14 protein-coding genes are annotated in these 14,329 nt (G+C 68.3%); 12 read left to right on the top strand and 2 right to left on the bottom strand.

What is annotated here, in order from left to right:
- Nucleotides 1-6 precede the first annotated feature (6 nt).
- The gene (gene gspK / locus LXE91_RS20200) at nt 7-1,002 is read right to left on the bottom strand and encodes a type II secretion system minor pseudopilin GspK (RefSeq protein ID WP_039344058.1); all 996 of its coding nucleotides are present in this window, start codon (nt 1,000-1,002) and stop codon (nt 7-9) included.
- A 36-nt stretch (nt 1,003-1,038) separates the two neighbouring features.
- Nucleotides 1,039-1,602: a hypothetical protein gene (locus LXE91_RS20195; RefSeq protein WP_039344060.1), complete on the bottom strand. Its 564-nt coding sequence runs from the start codon at nt 1,600-1,602 to the stop codon at nt 1,039-1,041.
- Nucleotides 1,603-2,234: 632 nt separating this feature from the next.
- Between LXE91_RS20195 and LXE91_RS20190 the strand changes: the two genes are divergently transcribed.
- The 12 genes from LXE91_RS20190 (at nt 2,235) to LXE91_RS20135 (ending at nt 14,301) form a co-directional block, all read left to right on the top strand.
- Nucleotides 2,235-3,407 carry a TIGR03032 family protein gene (locus LXE91_RS20190; protein WP_039344062.1) on the top strand — a complete coding sequence of 391 codons (1,173 nt, stop codon included), beginning with the start codon at nt 2,235-2,237 and terminating at the stop codon, nt 3,405-3,407.
- Nucleotides 3,404-4,054 carry an adenylyl-sulfate kinase gene (gene cysC / locus LXE91_RS20185; RefSeq protein ID WP_039344064.1) on the top strand — a complete coding sequence of 217 codons (651 nt, stop codon included), beginning with the start codon at nt 3,404-3,406 and terminating at the stop codon, nt 4,052-4,054. Before LXE91_RS20190 ends, cysC begins: the two co-directional genes overlap by 4 nt.
- Before the next feature lie 150 nt (nt 4,055-4,204).
- Nucleotides 4,205-5,857, top strand: coding sequence for a ShlB/FhaC/HecB family hemolysin secretion/activation protein (locus LXE91_RS20180; protein WP_052760193.1), 1,653 nt, complete (start codon nt 4,205-4,207; stop codon nt 5,855-5,857).
- 67 nt (nt 5,858-5,924) lie between these two features.
- Complete coding sequence (locus tag LXE91_RS20175) at nt 5,925-7,721, top strand: DUF2341 domain-containing protein (RefSeq protein WP_039344191.1); 1,797 nt, start codon at nt 5,925-5,927, stop codon at nt 7,719-7,721.
- A gap of 18 nt (nt 7,722-7,739) precedes the next feature.
- Nucleotides 7,740-8,150, top strand: coding sequence for an ExbD/TolR family protein (locus tag LXE91_RS20170; protein ID WP_021161942.1), 411 nt, complete (start codon nt 7,740-7,742; stop codon nt 8,148-8,150).
- A 4-nt stretch (nt 8,151-8,154) separates the two neighbouring features.
- Nucleotides 8,155-8,859 (top strand): TonB family protein, encoded by a 705-nt coding sequence (locus LXE91_RS20165; protein WP_052760192.1) that lies wholly within the window; start codon nt 8,155-8,157, stop codon nt 8,857-8,859.
- 92 nt (nt 8,860-8,951) lie between these two features.
- Nucleotides 8,952-10,763, top strand: a complete 1,812-nt coding sequence (locus LXE91_RS20160; RefSeq protein ID WP_039344066.1) for a putative porin — start codon at nt 8,952-8,954, stop codon at nt 10,761-10,763.
- Between the two features lie 12 nt (nt 10,764-10,775).
- The gene (locus LXE91_RS20155) at nt 10,776-11,465 is read left to right on the top strand and encodes a hypothetical protein (protein ID WP_039344068.1); all 690 of its coding nucleotides are present in this window, start codon (nt 10,776-10,778) and stop codon (nt 11,463-11,465) included.
- Nucleotides 11,466-11,524: 59 nt separating this feature from the next.
- Nucleotides 11,525-12,118 carry a YbjN domain-containing protein gene (locus LXE91_RS20150; protein WP_039344070.1) on the top strand — a complete coding sequence of 198 codons (594 nt, stop codon included), beginning with the start codon at nt 11,525-11,527 and terminating at the stop codon, nt 12,116-12,118.
- A 118-nt stretch (nt 12,119-12,236) separates the two neighbouring features.
- Nucleotides 12,237-12,527, top strand: coding sequence for a hypothetical protein (locus tag LXE91_RS20145; protein ID WP_278068156.1), 291 nt, complete (start codon nt 12,237-12,239; stop codon nt 12,525-12,527).
- A gap of 44 nt (nt 12,528-12,571) precedes the next feature.
- Nucleotides 12,572-13,462: a peptidylprolyl isomerase gene (locus LXE91_RS20140; protein ID WP_039344074.1), complete on the top strand. Its 891-nt coding sequence runs from the start codon at nt 12,572-12,574 to the stop codon at nt 13,460-13,462.
- 8 nt (nt 13,463-13,470) lie between these two features.
- Nucleotides 13,471-14,301, top strand: a complete 831-nt coding sequence (locus LXE91_RS20135; RefSeq protein ID WP_039344076.1) for a hypothetical protein — start codon at nt 13,471-13,473, stop codon at nt 14,299-14,301.
- Nucleotides 14,302-14,329 lie beyond the last annotated feature (28 nt).

Raw genomic sequence — 14,329 nt, 5'->3', positions numbered from 1 at the left:
TCGGCTTCAACTCGTGAGCCGTCGCACCCAGATGACCGACGTCCACGCGAAATTGCCGCTGCCGTAGCGCGCGATCAGCGTGTCGATGCGCGTGTTGATCCGCGCCGAGTGCACGCGGCAATGCACGAGGAAATAGCCGCTGTTCACGCCGACGGCCGAGCCGTCCGGCAGCGTCGGGTTGCCGCCCTGCGCCGGCAGCAGGTATTCGGCGATGTCGCCGGTACTGACGAAATAGGCAGTCGCGCGCCGGTCGACGAGCCGCTTGGCCTGGCTCGGCGACAGCCGCGGAATCGCGGCGATGAGCACGGGTTCGGCCGCGGTGTTCGCGTTGACGACGGTCAGGTCGGGCAGGATCGTCACGAATGGCGCGATCGCTTCGATCACGCGCGCGTCGTAGCCGGGAATGCGCGCGAGATCGTCGACGGACACGAGCTGCAGCGGCCAGCCGTCAGGGCCGTTCGCGTCGCGCAGCGAGCGCAGCATGTAGTCGGCCGTCGATTGTGCGAGCGCGGGATCGAGCGACAGCTGGCCGAGCAGGCGCCGGAACGCCAGCACGCCTTCGCCGCTGGACTGCCACGGCTTGCCGGGCGCCACGCGCGACACGAGGTTCGTCAGGTTGAAGCGCGCCTGCGCGTCCTCGACACTGCCCGAGATCCACGCGCGCGACAGCTCGGCGTTGACCGCCAGCGCGTCGGACGGCAGCAGGTCCGAGAGCTGTACGTCGGCGACCGGCGCGGACCACGGCTGGCCGACGAACGTGACGTTCGACGTCGCGCTTTGCGCGCGCAGCGTCGCGCGCGCCCATTCGACCGCGGCGCGCTCGATCCACATCGTCTGCGTGGCGAGCCGCTGGTTCTCGACGTCGCGCGTCGCGACCTGCTGGCGCCACAGCACGCTGGCGGCCAGCGTGGCCGCCAGCGCGACGACGAGCAGCACCGTCACGATCGCGATACCGCGTTCGCGCCGCGCGCGCGCCGTCCTTCCCGTCCCGTATCGATGCATCCGCGTGCCTCCGCAGTGTCTGTCCGCGCGGTGCGCTCACACCTCGAACGCCAGCCACGCATGCGCGATGCTCGCATGCGCAGATGACGTGACGCCGAACAGCGCGGCGAGCCCCGCGACCCAGCACGCGAGCGTCGCGGGACGCATGCCGTCGTTTGCCAGCGGGCCGACCAGGCTGGCGATTGCGTGCGAGCGCCACAGCAGCAGCACGAACAGCGCACAGCCGACGGCCATCGCGATGCCGAACATGTGTGCCGCGACGACCGGGCGCCGCGTGAACGGCATGCGGTGATGCCGCTGGTTCGTCGCGACGATTGCGACCCCGTTTGCGACGGGCACGATCGCCATCGCGAGTCCCCAGAACAGCGGCTGGTCGCTCGCCGGATTGATCAGCAGCAGCGTGCCGATCATCCAGATCGGCGGCGCGAGCAAGGTGAGGACGAACCACGACAGCAGTTGCCACGCGAGCCACGGCGCGCGCCAGCGCAGCGGCGGAATCGGCGCGGCATGAGCGGCGGGCGGAAGCGGCCGGCCCGGCATTCCGGCGGCGCCGGACAATCGCCCGGCGAGCCACCGTACGAGCATCGTGGCGAATGACATGGAGGGTCCTGTCGATGACGTGTTCTGGTCTCAATAGCTAGGACGAAGCGGGCAGCCGCAAGCCGCAGGATTTCGCGCATGCCGGCGGTTTGCCGCGCCGCACATCGCGATTGCGCGGCGCCGCGTAAACGGTCTCGACGATCGCTTGCCGTGTTTCGCGAGCATTTCGTGAATATCTTCAGCGGAATGTCACAAAAACTTCCCGGTTGAAACCCGAGGATTGTCGGGCTGCTCGCCGGCACGTCGCGCTATTGCGCGTCGGCCGGCCAGACGGCGACACGTTTGCCGGCCGTCCGCGCGCAACGGCGGACCGCCGGGCGCCGCACGCCGGCGACGCGACGACACGTACACGAAACGGGGGCCACGCAAGGTCATGCGCCGCTTCTCGCCAGTCTTGCGCGAGGGGTGGCTGCGCGCGCATTGCAGGCCGCGTGCGTCGATCGTTTGCCGGTGCAGGCGGATCGATCGACGTCACGCAAAAAACATTGCGGCAATGCGCGCTTCGTTCCGTCTAGGTAGGTGGGAGCTGCGACTCGGTGCGCCGCAAGCGGCCCCGATGCGCCGTGCCGGCGCGCGGGGGCACGCGGATACGCGCATTTTTTCTCATCAGGCGGCATGAAGCCGACAGGTGCATGACAGTGGAACAGTTCGAGGAAACCAGGGCGACCGGCGATAGCGGCGCGCCGGTGCACGACGCATCGGCACGGCAGGCGGAAGCGTTGTCGCCGGTCATCAACCTGCGCGACACGGGGCGCTTCCTGCAGGTGCTCGAGGCGCTCAAGTGTTCGCTGGCCGTGAGCCGCCGTCCGTCCGGCGTCGCCGTGATCGGTGTTGACGATGGCGTTCCCACGCTGTCCGCGTGCCTGTTGCCGCGCTCGATGGGGATGGCCGTGTCCGGCAACCGGCTCGCGGTCGCGACGATGCACGAGCTGATGGTGTTCGCGAACGTGTCGACGCTTGCGCCGCGCTATCCGGTTCGCCCCGATCATTACGACGCGATGTTCGTGCCGCGCATGTCCTACTACACCGGCGATCTCGACCTGCACGACATGGCGTTCGACAAGCACGTCCTGCTCGCGGTCAACACGCGCTATTCGTGCATCAGCGTGATCGACGGCTATTTCAACTTCACGCCGATCTGGCAGCCGCCGTTCGTGACGGAAACCGCACCGGACGATCGGTGCCACCTGAACGGCATGGCGTTTGCCGAGGGCAAGGTGCGCTTCGTGACCGCGCTCGGCATGAGCAACGAGCCGTTCGGCTGGCGCAGCGGGATGGCCGGCAGCGGCATCGTGATGGAGGTGCCGTCGGGCCGGGTCGTCGCATCGGGGCTGTCGATGCCGCATTCGCCGCGCGTGATCGGCGGGCGGCTGCATGTGCTCGAAGGCGGCCGCGGCCACGTGCTGCAGATCGATCCGCAGTCCGGTGCGCGGCGTGTGCTCGCGAAGCTGCCCGGCTTTACGCACGGTCTCGCCGAGTACGGCGGCGTGTTGTTCGTCGGCCTGTCGAAGCTGCGTGACAAACGCGGCCCGCAGGGGTTGCCGATCGAAAGCGAATCGGATGTGCTGGTCGCCGGGGTGGCCGCGCTCGACGCGAACACCGGCGACGTGCTCGGCATCCTTCAGTTCTTCAACGGCGTCGACGAGATCTTCGACGTGCAGGTGCTTCCGAACGTGCGGCGCGCCGAAATCCTGAGCCCGCATCAATGGGCCGAGACACCGTCGATCGTGACGATGCAGGGCGGCTTCTGGCAGACGCGTCCGCGTGAGGACGACGAACCCGCGAATACGGTGGAGAACGCGTGATGAAGATCGCTGGTTGCGGGTTTCCCGGTGTCGTTTCGTCCTTATCGATAGATGGGGCTCGCTCAGGGTGGGATGCCTCGCCGCGGCGGGCCGGCGGGGTGCTGTGGCTCACGGGGCTGTCGGGCGCGGGCAAGACGACGCTGGCCGACGCAGTGGCCGCGCGACTGGGCGACCAATGGATGCTTCCGGTGGTGCTCGATGGCGACCGGTTGCGGAAGGGGCTGAATCGGGATCTCGGCTTTACGGTGCAGGATCGTTTCGAGAACGTGCGGCGCATCGCCGAAGTCGCGGCACTGTTGAGCGAATCCGGCGCGCTTGCGATCGTCGCGGTCATTTCACCGCTTGCGGCGATGCGCGACGAAGCGAAAGCGATCGTGGGGCCGAGATTCCGTGAGGTGTATGTGAGCACGGCGCTGGACTGCTGCGAGGCGCGGGATCCGAAGGGGCTGTATGCGAAGGCGCGGCGTGGCGCGCTGCCGGAGTTCACGGGTGTTTCGGCACCGTACGAACCGCCGGTGGCAGCCGACCTCGAGATCGATGCGGGTCGTGCTTCGCTTGCGATGTGCGTCGATACGCTGGTGAAGTTCGCGTGTGCGCAGTTCGGCGGTGCGGTCGATGCGGGGGCGGCGCGGATGCATCACGGATAAGGTCGGTGCGGTGATCGGAACAGCATTGCGCAGGTCATGCTAAGGATGACGAATAAATCGTCATCAAAGTGAAACAGGCATTTGATAGCGGAGCGAACGGCTGGCGCGGGGCGCTTTGCGTCGATCCGGAACAACAAAGGGGAATGGCGCATGCCGCCGAGAGTAGACCGCAAGTCACGCGAACGATGGCGGCTGAACTGCCGATGCCTGGCGGGCGTCGTGCTGGCCGGTGGGCTGGGCGTCGCGCCGGGGATTCATGCGCAGGAAGCCGCGCCGGCCGCGAAGGCGGCGCCGGCCGCGCCGCAGTCGTTCGACGTGAATGCCTTCGTGGTGCGCGGCAACACGACGTTGCCGACGCTCGAGATCGAGAAGGCCGTGTATCCGTTCGAAGGGCCCGGCCGCACGCTCGCCGACGTGAATGCGGCGCGTGACGCATTGCAGAAGGCGTACCAGGATCGCGGCTACCAGTCGGTCGTCGTCGAGCTGCCGCAGCAGCAGGTGAAGAACGGCGTGATCCTGCTGCAGGTGACGGAAGCGAAGGTCGGGCGCTTGCGCGTCGACGGCGCGCAATACAACTCGCCGCAGAACATTCGCGACGCGGTGCCCGCGCTGGCCGAGGGCCAGGTGCCCGATTTCAACCAGGCGCAGCAGCAGCTCACCGACCTGAACCGCTCGGCGGACCGGCAGGTGATTCCGATCCTCAAGCCGGGTGCGCTGCCGCAGACGGTCGACGTCGACCTGAAGGTCGACGATCACAGCCCGCTGCACGGCTCGCTCGAACTGAACAACGACAACAGCCCCGGCACGTCGACGCTGCGCACGACCGCGAACCTCAGCTACTCGAATCTGTGGCAGCTCGGCCACGTGATTTCCGGTACCTACGTGCTCGCGCCGCAGCATCCGAACGACGCGCGCGTCTACGCATTCTCGTATCTCGCGCCGATCAAGGATTCGCACTGGAGCTTCCTCGCGACGGTCGTGCATTCGGACAGCAACGTCGCGTCGGTCGCGAACACCAACGTGCTCGGCAAGGGCACCACGTACGGCTTCACCGCGATCTACGCGTTGCCGGCGACGGAAACCTACGCGCATTCGGTCAGCGTCGAGATCGACCGCAAGCACTTCGACGAGAACGTGTCGATACCGGGCCAGACCGGCTCGACCGCGCCGCTCACGTACGTGCCGGTGACGCTGTCGTACAACGGCCAGTTGAGCCTGAAGAACTCGCAGACGTCGTTCTCCGCATCGCTGACGACGAACATCCGCGGCTTCGGCAGCGACTGGGGCGCATGGGACAACAAGCGCTACAACGCGACGCCCGATTTCGTGTACGGCAAGTTCGACGTCAACCACACGCAGCGCTTCGCGAACGACATGCAGGCCAATGCGCACGTGAATGCGCAGATCTCGAACTCGCCGCTCGTGTCGAGCGAGCAGTTCGCCGCGGGCGGGATGAACAGCGTGCGCGGCTACATGCAGGCCGAGGACACGGCCGACAGCGGCGTGATCGCGTCGGTCGAGCTGCGCAGCCCGTCGCTCGCGAAGTGGCTCGGCGGCGCGGTCGGCAGCCGCGTGAACGAGTGGCGTTTCCACGCGTTCTTCGATGCGGCGCACCTGTGGCTGCTGAGCCCGCTGCCGGAGCAGACGTCGCGCTTCAACCTGATGAGTGTCGGCGTCGGCACACGGGTGCAGATCATGAAGTACGCGAGCGCGGATTTCGAGGCCGGGTGGCCGTTGAAGGCGGGCGTCTATACGCGGCAGTACAGCCCGCGGTTCGATTTCTACGTAAGGCTGGGGTTCTGACGGATTTTTTTTGATCGTGCCGGGGCGATGCGACGAGCGCGGCGCCCGCACATTCGGGGAGTGGATCGTGAAGCGAGTCTTGTTTTTCCTGTTGGCGGTGATGCTCGGCGTGCTGCCCGGCATCGCGAACGCATGGTGGCAGAACGACTGGTCGTACCGGAAGGCGATCACGATCGACGCGAGCGCGAAAGGCGCGAACCTCGCGGAATCGGCCGGCCGCGTGCCGCTGCTGATTCGCCTGCACTCGGGCAACTTCCAGTTCGACGGGCTGGCCGACAACGGCGCGGACATCCGCTTCGTCGCCGCCGACGACAAGACGCCGCTGAACTACCACGTCGAGCAATACGACCCGGTACTCGGCGTCGCGCTGATCTGGGTCGACATTCCGAAGATGCCGGCCGGCGCCGCCGAGTCGATCTGGATGTACTACGGCAACAAGAAGGCGCCGGACGGCAGCAAGCCGGCCGAGACGTTCGATGCCGACTACACGCTCGTGTACCACTTCAACGGCGCGGCGGGTGCGCCGCCGAAGGACCTGACCGCGTATGGCAACCACGCGCAGAACGCGTCGTTCAAGACGGTCGAGGATGGCATCGTCGGCAAGGGCGCGCGGTTCGACGGCAGCGGGTCGCTGACGCTGCCGGCGAGCCCGTCGCTGAATGTGCCGGCCGGCGGCAGCTTCACCTTCAGCGCATGGGTGAAGCCGTCGGCGCTCGCGCCGAACACGCTGCTGTACAGCCGTCGCGACGGCGCGAACGCGCTGCTGATCGGCCTCGACAACGGCGTGCCGTTCGCGGAAGTCGCGGGTGGTGCCGCACCGGTACGCACGCCGGCCGCATCGCCGGTCGCCGCGAACCAGTGGACGTATCTCGCGGTCACGGCCGACGGCAAGAACCTCACCGTCTACGTGAACGGCAAGCAGGCCGCGCAGGTCGCGGCGACGCTGCCCGCGCTGAACAGCGCCGCAACCGTCGGTGCGGATGCCACCGGCGCACCGGCGGGCTTCGCCGGTTACGCCGGCGCGCTCGACGAACTGCGCCTGTCGAAGATCGCGCGCTCGCCGGCCACGATCGCGGTCGATGCGCTCGCACAAGGTTCGGAATCGAAGCTCGTCGCCTACGGCGCCGACGAGAAGCAGTCGGGCTTCGGCTTCGGCTACTTCGGCGTGATCGTGCAGTCGGTGACCGTCGATGCGTGGGTCGTGATCACGATCCTGCTCGGCATGGCGCTCGTGTCGTGGATCGTGATGTGGACGAAGGCGCGCTACGTCGGCACCGTCGACAAGGCGAACCAGTATTTCGTGCAGCGCTTCCGCGAAGTGGCCGGGCGCCACCTGGTCGGTCTCGCGCATGTCGACGAAGCGAGCGCCGACGGCCGCCGCCTGTACCAGTCGTCGCTGTACCGGCTGTACAAGGCCGGCGTGCATGAAATCCACAGCCGCGTCGACAGCAACGGCCGCACGGTGATCACGTCGGAATCGATCGAGGCGATCCGCGCGTCGATGGACGCGACGCTCGTGCGCGAGAACCAGCGGCTGTCGAAGTCGATGGTGCTTCTGACGATCGCGATCTCGGGCGGCCCGTTTCTCGGGCTGCTGGGCACGGTGGTGGGCGTGATGATCACGTTCGCGGCGATCGCCGCGGCCGGCGACGTGAACGTGAACGCGATCGCACCGGGTATCGCGGCCGCGCTGCTCGCCACCGTCACGGGCCTGTTCGTCGCGATCCCCGCGCTGTTTGGCTACAACTACCTGCTGATCCGCAACAAGAACGTGACCGCGAACATGCAGGTGTTCGTCGACGAATTCGTCACGCGCCTCGCCGAAGCCCACCGCGCGCCCGATCACGCGGTGCTGGCCGACTGACGCACGCAGGAGACCACCATGCAGGTTCAGGACGACGACAAGCCGTACGACGACATCAACATCACGCCGATGCTCGACCTCGCGTACGTGCTGCTGATCATCTTCATCATCATGACGACCGCGTCGGTGCAGGGCATCAAGGTCGATCTGCCGAAGGCGAGCTCGTCCGCGAGCCTCGCGAAACCGAAGACGAAGGCGATCACGGTCGCCGATTCGGGGCAGGTGTTCCTCGACGCGTACCCGGTGACGATGGACGAGCTCGAGAGCCGGCTGCGCACCGAGAAGGCGACCAGCCCGGATTTTCCGATCGTGCTGAAGGGCGACGCGGGCGTGCAGTACCAGAAGGTGATGGACGTGCTCGACCTGCTGCGCCGCCTCGACCTGTCGCAGGTCGGTCTCGTGACCGGCAAGGCGAAGCAGGGCGGCTGACGCGATGGAGATGACCTACAACGGCGGCCCGCCGGACAAGGGCCCCGGCCGCTACGTGAAGCCCGTCGCGATCGCGCTGGTGCTCGCGGGCGTGGCCGCGCTGATCTGGCATTTCGCGGGCGATACCGCGGGCGTGAAGCGCGTGAGCGCGCCGCAGGTGACGACGGTGATTCCATTGCCGCCGCCGCCCCCGCCGCCGCCGCCGAAACAGAAGCCGCCGCCCGAGAAGATCAAGGAAGAGGTCAAGACGCCGGTCGAGCGGCCGACGATCGCGCCGAAGCCGTCCGAGGCGCCGAAGCCGTCGGACAACCAGCCGAAGCAGATGACGATGAATGCCGATGCGCAGGCGGGCACGGACAACTTCGGCATCGGCGCGGGCGACGGCTCGGGGATGGTCGGCAGCGGCGGGGGCGGCAAGTTCGGCAACGCGAGCTATGCGCAATACATGGTGTACGTGTTGCAGCGCGCGATCGAGCAGGACAAGGGCGTGCAGGAGGCCGGCGGCGCGCGGTTCGCGGGCAGCCTGAACCTGTGGATGGATACGTCGGGGCGAATCACGAAGGTGACGATCGCGCAGTCCACCGGCGACGCGAAGATCGATGCGGCCGTCGTCGCGGCGGTCGAAGCGCTCGGCCGGGTCGACGAGGTGCCGCCGCCGGCGACCTCGTATCCGGTGCTCGTCAAGCTTCAGGGGCGCAAGCCGGCATGACGATGCGCGCGCGAAACGACGAAAGAATCATGGGGCGGCGCCGAGGTACGGATGCTGCCGGAAAAGAAACGACAATTGTTCGGAGTGCTTCGATGATTCGGAATTTGAACGGACGGGGTGGGGTGCCTCGCAACGGCGCGCTACCCGCGCGCCTGTCGCGCGTCGGCGCGGCGGTGCTGACGCTCGGGCTGACCTGCGCGTCCGCCGCGCACGGGCAGTCGCTCGAGGCGCAGGCGGCGTCGGGGAAAGCCGCGCCGACGGAAAGCGTGGTGATCAACCTGATCAACCTGCTCGTGAAGCGCGGCGTGCTCACGCAGCAGAACGCGAACGAGCTGATCAGCGAGGCGCGCACCGAGGCCGTGCAGGCGCGGTCGGCCCGCGCATCGGGCGCGCCGGTCGTGGCGGCCGGCGTGGTCAACCCGCCGACGCAGCCGGGCGACGTCGCGGTGCCGTACGTGCCGCAACTCGTGCGCGACCAGATCCGCGACCAGGTGAAGCAGGAAGTGATCGCGCAGGCGAAGGCCGAGAACTGGGCGCAGCCGAACACGTTCCCCGACTGGGTGTCGCGCATCAAGCTCGACGGCGACCTGCGCGTGCGCGACGAGTATCACTTCTACGGCGGCAACAACACGAACGGCGTGACGAACTTCGCGGCGATCAACCAGGGCGGCGGCTTCGACGTCAACTCGAACACGAACAACACGCAGATCCCCACGCAGAACACGCGGGAGAACCGCAACAACCTGCTGCGCTACCGCGCGCGGCTCGGCGTGACGGCCACACTGTCCGACGAGATGATCGCCGGCATCCAGCTCGCGAGCGGCAACGACAACGGGCCCGTATCGACCACGGCCACCGCGGGCGGCGGTTTCGCGAAGAAGAACATCTGGCTGAACAAGGCATTCTTCGCATACAAGCCGACCTCGTGGCTGAACCTGACGGCCGGCCGTTTCGACAATCCGTTCTTCAAGTCGGATCTCGTGTTCTCCGACGACCTGATGATGGATGGGATCGCCGCGAACCTGCGCCATGCGCTGCCGTGGAATCCGGACGTCACGCTGTTCGGCACGCTCGGCGTGTTCCCGATCCAGTACACGAGCGAGAACTTCCCGTCGAACAGCACCGAGAAGGCCGGCAGCGATACGAAGTGGATGTTCGGCGCGCAGTTCGGCGCCGACTGGAAGATCGACGCGAAGAACCGGCTGCGCGGCGCGCTCGCGTACTACGACTTCCAGAACATGCGCGGCACGCTGTCGTCGCCGTGCGCGCTGTATCTCGGCGCGACGAGCTGCAGCACCGACAACGAGGCGCCGGCGTTCATGCAGGGCGGCAACACGCTGATCGCGCTGCGCAACATCGTGCAGAACCCGAACCTCGCGCCGGGCATGACGCCGCAGCCGCAGCTGTTCGGCCTGGCCTACAACTACCGGCTGCTCGACCTGAAGGCACAGTGGGACACGGTGGTGGCCGATCGCTTCAAGCTGCGTCTCGACGGCGAATATGTGCGCAACCTCGCGTACAACGACAACAAGGCGTTCGCGGCGGCGTCGCTGCCGGTCAACAACTACGATTCGACGTCGGTGAACGCGACGCGCGCCGACTATCGCAGCGGCCCGAACGGCTTCCTCGCGAAGGCGACGTTCGGCGAGCCGGAGCCGCGCGAGAAGGGCCAGTGGAACTTCTCGATCGCGTACAAGTACCTGCAGCCGGACGCCGTGCTCGATGCATTCAACGATCCCGACTTCCACCTTGGCGGCACCAACGCGCGCGGCTATGTGCTCGGCGCCGCGTATGCGGTCGCACGCGATACGTGGGTGTCGGCCCGTTACCTGAGCTCGAAGGAAGTGTACGGGCCGCCGGTATCGATCGACGTGCTGCAGATCGAGCTCAATGCTCGCTTCTGACCGGAGCCGCGGATGAACACGATCACACGCACGATGCTCGCTGCCGCCTTGACCGGCACGCTGCTGCTCGCGACCGGCGGCGCGCACGCGCAGAGCATCGAGGACAAGCTGCGCAGCCAGTTGCGCTCGACCGTGCAGGAGCTGCGCCAGCTGCAGGACAACCAGGCGCAGTTGCAGAGCGACAAGGCGGCGGCCGAGAAGCAGCGCGACGACGCGCTCGCGCAACTGAAGGCGATGCAGGGGCAACTGGCGGCCGCGCGCGGCGATTCGGGCGCCGAGGCGGCCGCGAAGCGCGCGCTCGCGCAGGAGCGCGCGGGCCGCGAGCAGGACGCGAAGTCGCTGGCGAAATACAAGTCGTCCTACGAGGACTTGCTCGCCGTGTCGCGTGCCCGCGACGCGCAGCAGACGCAGCTGCAGAAGGACGTCGCCGCCCGTGACACGCAACTGAAAACCTGCCAGGCACACAATGCGGAGCTGTATCGCGTGGGGCACGAGATTCTCGACGCGTACGAGCATGTCGGGCTCGGCACGCTGTTCTCGTCGCGTCAGCCGTTCGCGCAGTCGGCGCGCGTGAAGTACGACGACATCGCGCAACGCTACGGCGATGCGCTGTATGCGGGCAAGTACGACCCGGCCGCGCGGCCGGTTGCGGCAACGCCGGCGCCGGCATCGGCGCCGGCTGCCGCGGCGAACGCGCAGTGAGCGTGCGGGCCCGAACCGGGAATGAACCGATCGATTCGTTGAATACGGGGAAGACAGACATGCAAGACAAGCAACAGCAACCGAACGCCGGCGACGAACGCGCGGCACACGACGCGCCGATCGAAGCGATCAGCGCCGATCATCTCGCCGACGTGCTGCGCCGCGCGGGCTACCGCGTGACGGCGGCCGAACAGAACGGCGCAGTGCAGCTGATGAGCGCGAGCCAGGGTATCGGTTTCGCGGTGCGCTTCGGCAACCCGGCCGCCGCGCTCGCGCCGCAGGGCGCGGATGCGCAGCTTGCCGCGCAGTTGTTCATCGACTACACGCTGTCGTGCGTGCTGCAGGTGCAGGGCGAATTGCCGGCCGAACTCGTCGCGGACTGGAACCGGACCAAGCGCTTCGCGCGCCTGGCGAGCCACGGACAGTTTCTCGCGCTGGAGATGGACGTGGTCGTCGCGGGCGGCGTGTCCGAGCGCTACCTGCGCTCGACGATCGAGCTGTGGGATCGCCTGATCCAGGAATTCCTGCTGCACCTGCGCAACCGCCCCGCGATGGCCGAGCAGGAAGCGGCGGCACGCGCGGCCGCCGGCGACCAGGCAGGCGCATCGTCGGTCGGTGCGGCCACGGCCGCAGTCGAGGCCGCCGCGAAGTGAGGATCGGCACCGCACTGCGGGCGCTGCTGCCGGGCCGCGCGCGGCGCGAGGCGGATGCGATGGCCGCGGGCGACGCCCCGCCGCATGGGGCGCGTATGCCCGGCGCATCGCGCTGTGGTTGCAGGCGACGCTCGACGGCGACGACGCGGCGGTGTGCCACCTGCGCGCCGGCATCGAGCACTGGGCCGGCGAACGGGCCGATGCCGGCGACGACGGTCCCGTACTGCCGGTGCGCGCGTGGCTCGACCGGTACGGGCACGTGACGCGCGTCGACAGCGGCGCGGCCGGGCCACCGGCGCTCGACGCCGCTCTGCACGCCGCGCTCGTCGGCCGGGCGGTCGGCGCGGCGCCGCCACGCGGGATGGCGCAGCCGCTCGTCCTGCGCATGACGCTGACGGACGCGCGCTGATGCGGCGTCCGCATTTCAAGAGCAATCGAGAGGGCAGTCGAACGATGATGACGAAGATGAAGAGGCTGGCGATCGTGGCAGGCAGTCTCGTGCTGGGCGCGCCGTTCGTGGCGCATGCACAGGACGACGTGATCGCGAACGCCGCGCAGGCGTCGGTCACGCAGGACGATATCGCGGGGCTGCTGAAGGCGGTGAGCCCGGAAGGACGCGAACGTCTCGCGGCCGATCCCGCGGCGCTCGACCAGGTCGTGCGTTCGACGCTCGCGCAGAAGGCCGTGCTGGCCGAGGCGAAAGCGAAGGGCTGGGACAAGCAGGCGCAGGTGCAGGCCGCCGTCGAACAGGCGCGGCGCGATATCGTCGTGCGCAGCTATCTGGCGTCGGTGAATGCACCGCCGGCCGACTATCCGTCGGACGCGGAGTTGCAGTCCGCCTATGACAAGAACCGAGCGGCGTTCACCGCGCCGCGCGCGCTGCACGTCGCGCAGATCTACATCGCGGTGCCGCCGAACGCGGATGCCGCGACGCTCGACAAGGCACGCAAGCAGGCGGCCGATCTCGCGAACCGTGCGCGCGGCGGCGATTTTGCGGCGCTCGCGAAGGCGAATTCGCAGGACAAGGCGAGTGCCGCGAACGGCGGCGATCTCGGTTTCGTGCCCGATCCATTGATGGTGCCGGCGGTCCGTCAGGCGGCCGATGCACTGAAGCCGGGCCAGGTCTCGGCGCCGATCCAGACGCCGACGGGCTTCCATGTCGTGAAGCTGATCGACATCCGCGCGGCCGCGCCGCGTCCGCTGGACGACGTGAAGGAGCAACTGCGCGCGATGCTGCGTGCGCAGCGCACCCAGCAGAACGCGCAGGCCTATCTCGCGAAGCTCGCCGGGAACGCACCGATCAACGAAGACGCGCTGAAGAAAGCGCTCGCGTCTGCCCGGTAGGCGCGCTCATGGCAACCGTCCGTTCGACGCCGCGCGTCGACGCACCCGAAGCACGCACGCCGGGGCGACGCCGCCCGGCCGCGGCCGCCGATCGCCCGCGCATGCCGAAAGCGAACCCGTGGCCAGGCCGGCCCGGCGAGTGGCCCACGCATTGCCCGCTGTGCTTCGGCGCGCTGGAGCCGTTGCCCGGTGCGGGCGGCTACGCGCGGCACCGGAGCGCGCGGTGTTCCGCGCAGTGCGTGCTCACGACTCGCCAGTATCAGCCGGAGGAACTGACGATTCGCGGCTCGCGCGACGTGCAGGTCGCCGCCCTGCATCGCGAGCGCTTCGTGGCGCACTGGGCGCGCCATTACACGCTGATGCGGCGCGCGTGGCCCGCGCTCACGATTGCCCGTTTCATCGCGGTGATCTCCTGTGTCGACGTCGCGGATCTCTGGTCGTACCGGATGTTGCGCGACGACGATCTGCCGGCCGTGCTGCTCGTGCTCGCCGGCTTCCTGCGCGTGCCGGACGCGTTGGGCACCGAGGCGCCGGGCACCGACCCGCGTGCGCCGACGGCGCGCTGGGTGCGATTCTGGTTCGACGCGAGCGTGCGCGACGTCGGCGATCTGTGGACGGCGGGCGGCAGCGCGCCGCCGCTGTTTCGCGTCGACTATCGCGAACCGCTTTCCACGCCGTATCCGACCGGCGCACAGGTGCAGGCGTGGCAGCCGGTCGACGGCATGCGCGACGCGTGGGCACGACAGGTCGATGAACACGAGCCGTCCGTCGACGCATCTGACCGCGCGGCGTTCGCGCGTTTCCTGGCGCGCACGTCGGCGCCGGCGGCGAACCTGTGACGGCGGCGGCGTGAGTGCCACGGCGCCA

It is taken from the genome of Burkholderia contaminans (genome assembly GCF_029633825.1).
Classification (GTDB): Bacteria; Pseudomonadota; Gammaproteobacteria; order Burkholderiales; family Burkholderiaceae; genus Burkholderia; species Burkholderia contaminans.
The sequence above is the reverse complement of the archived record's forward strand: the minus strand, read 5'-3'. Positions and strand labels throughout refer to the sequence as shown.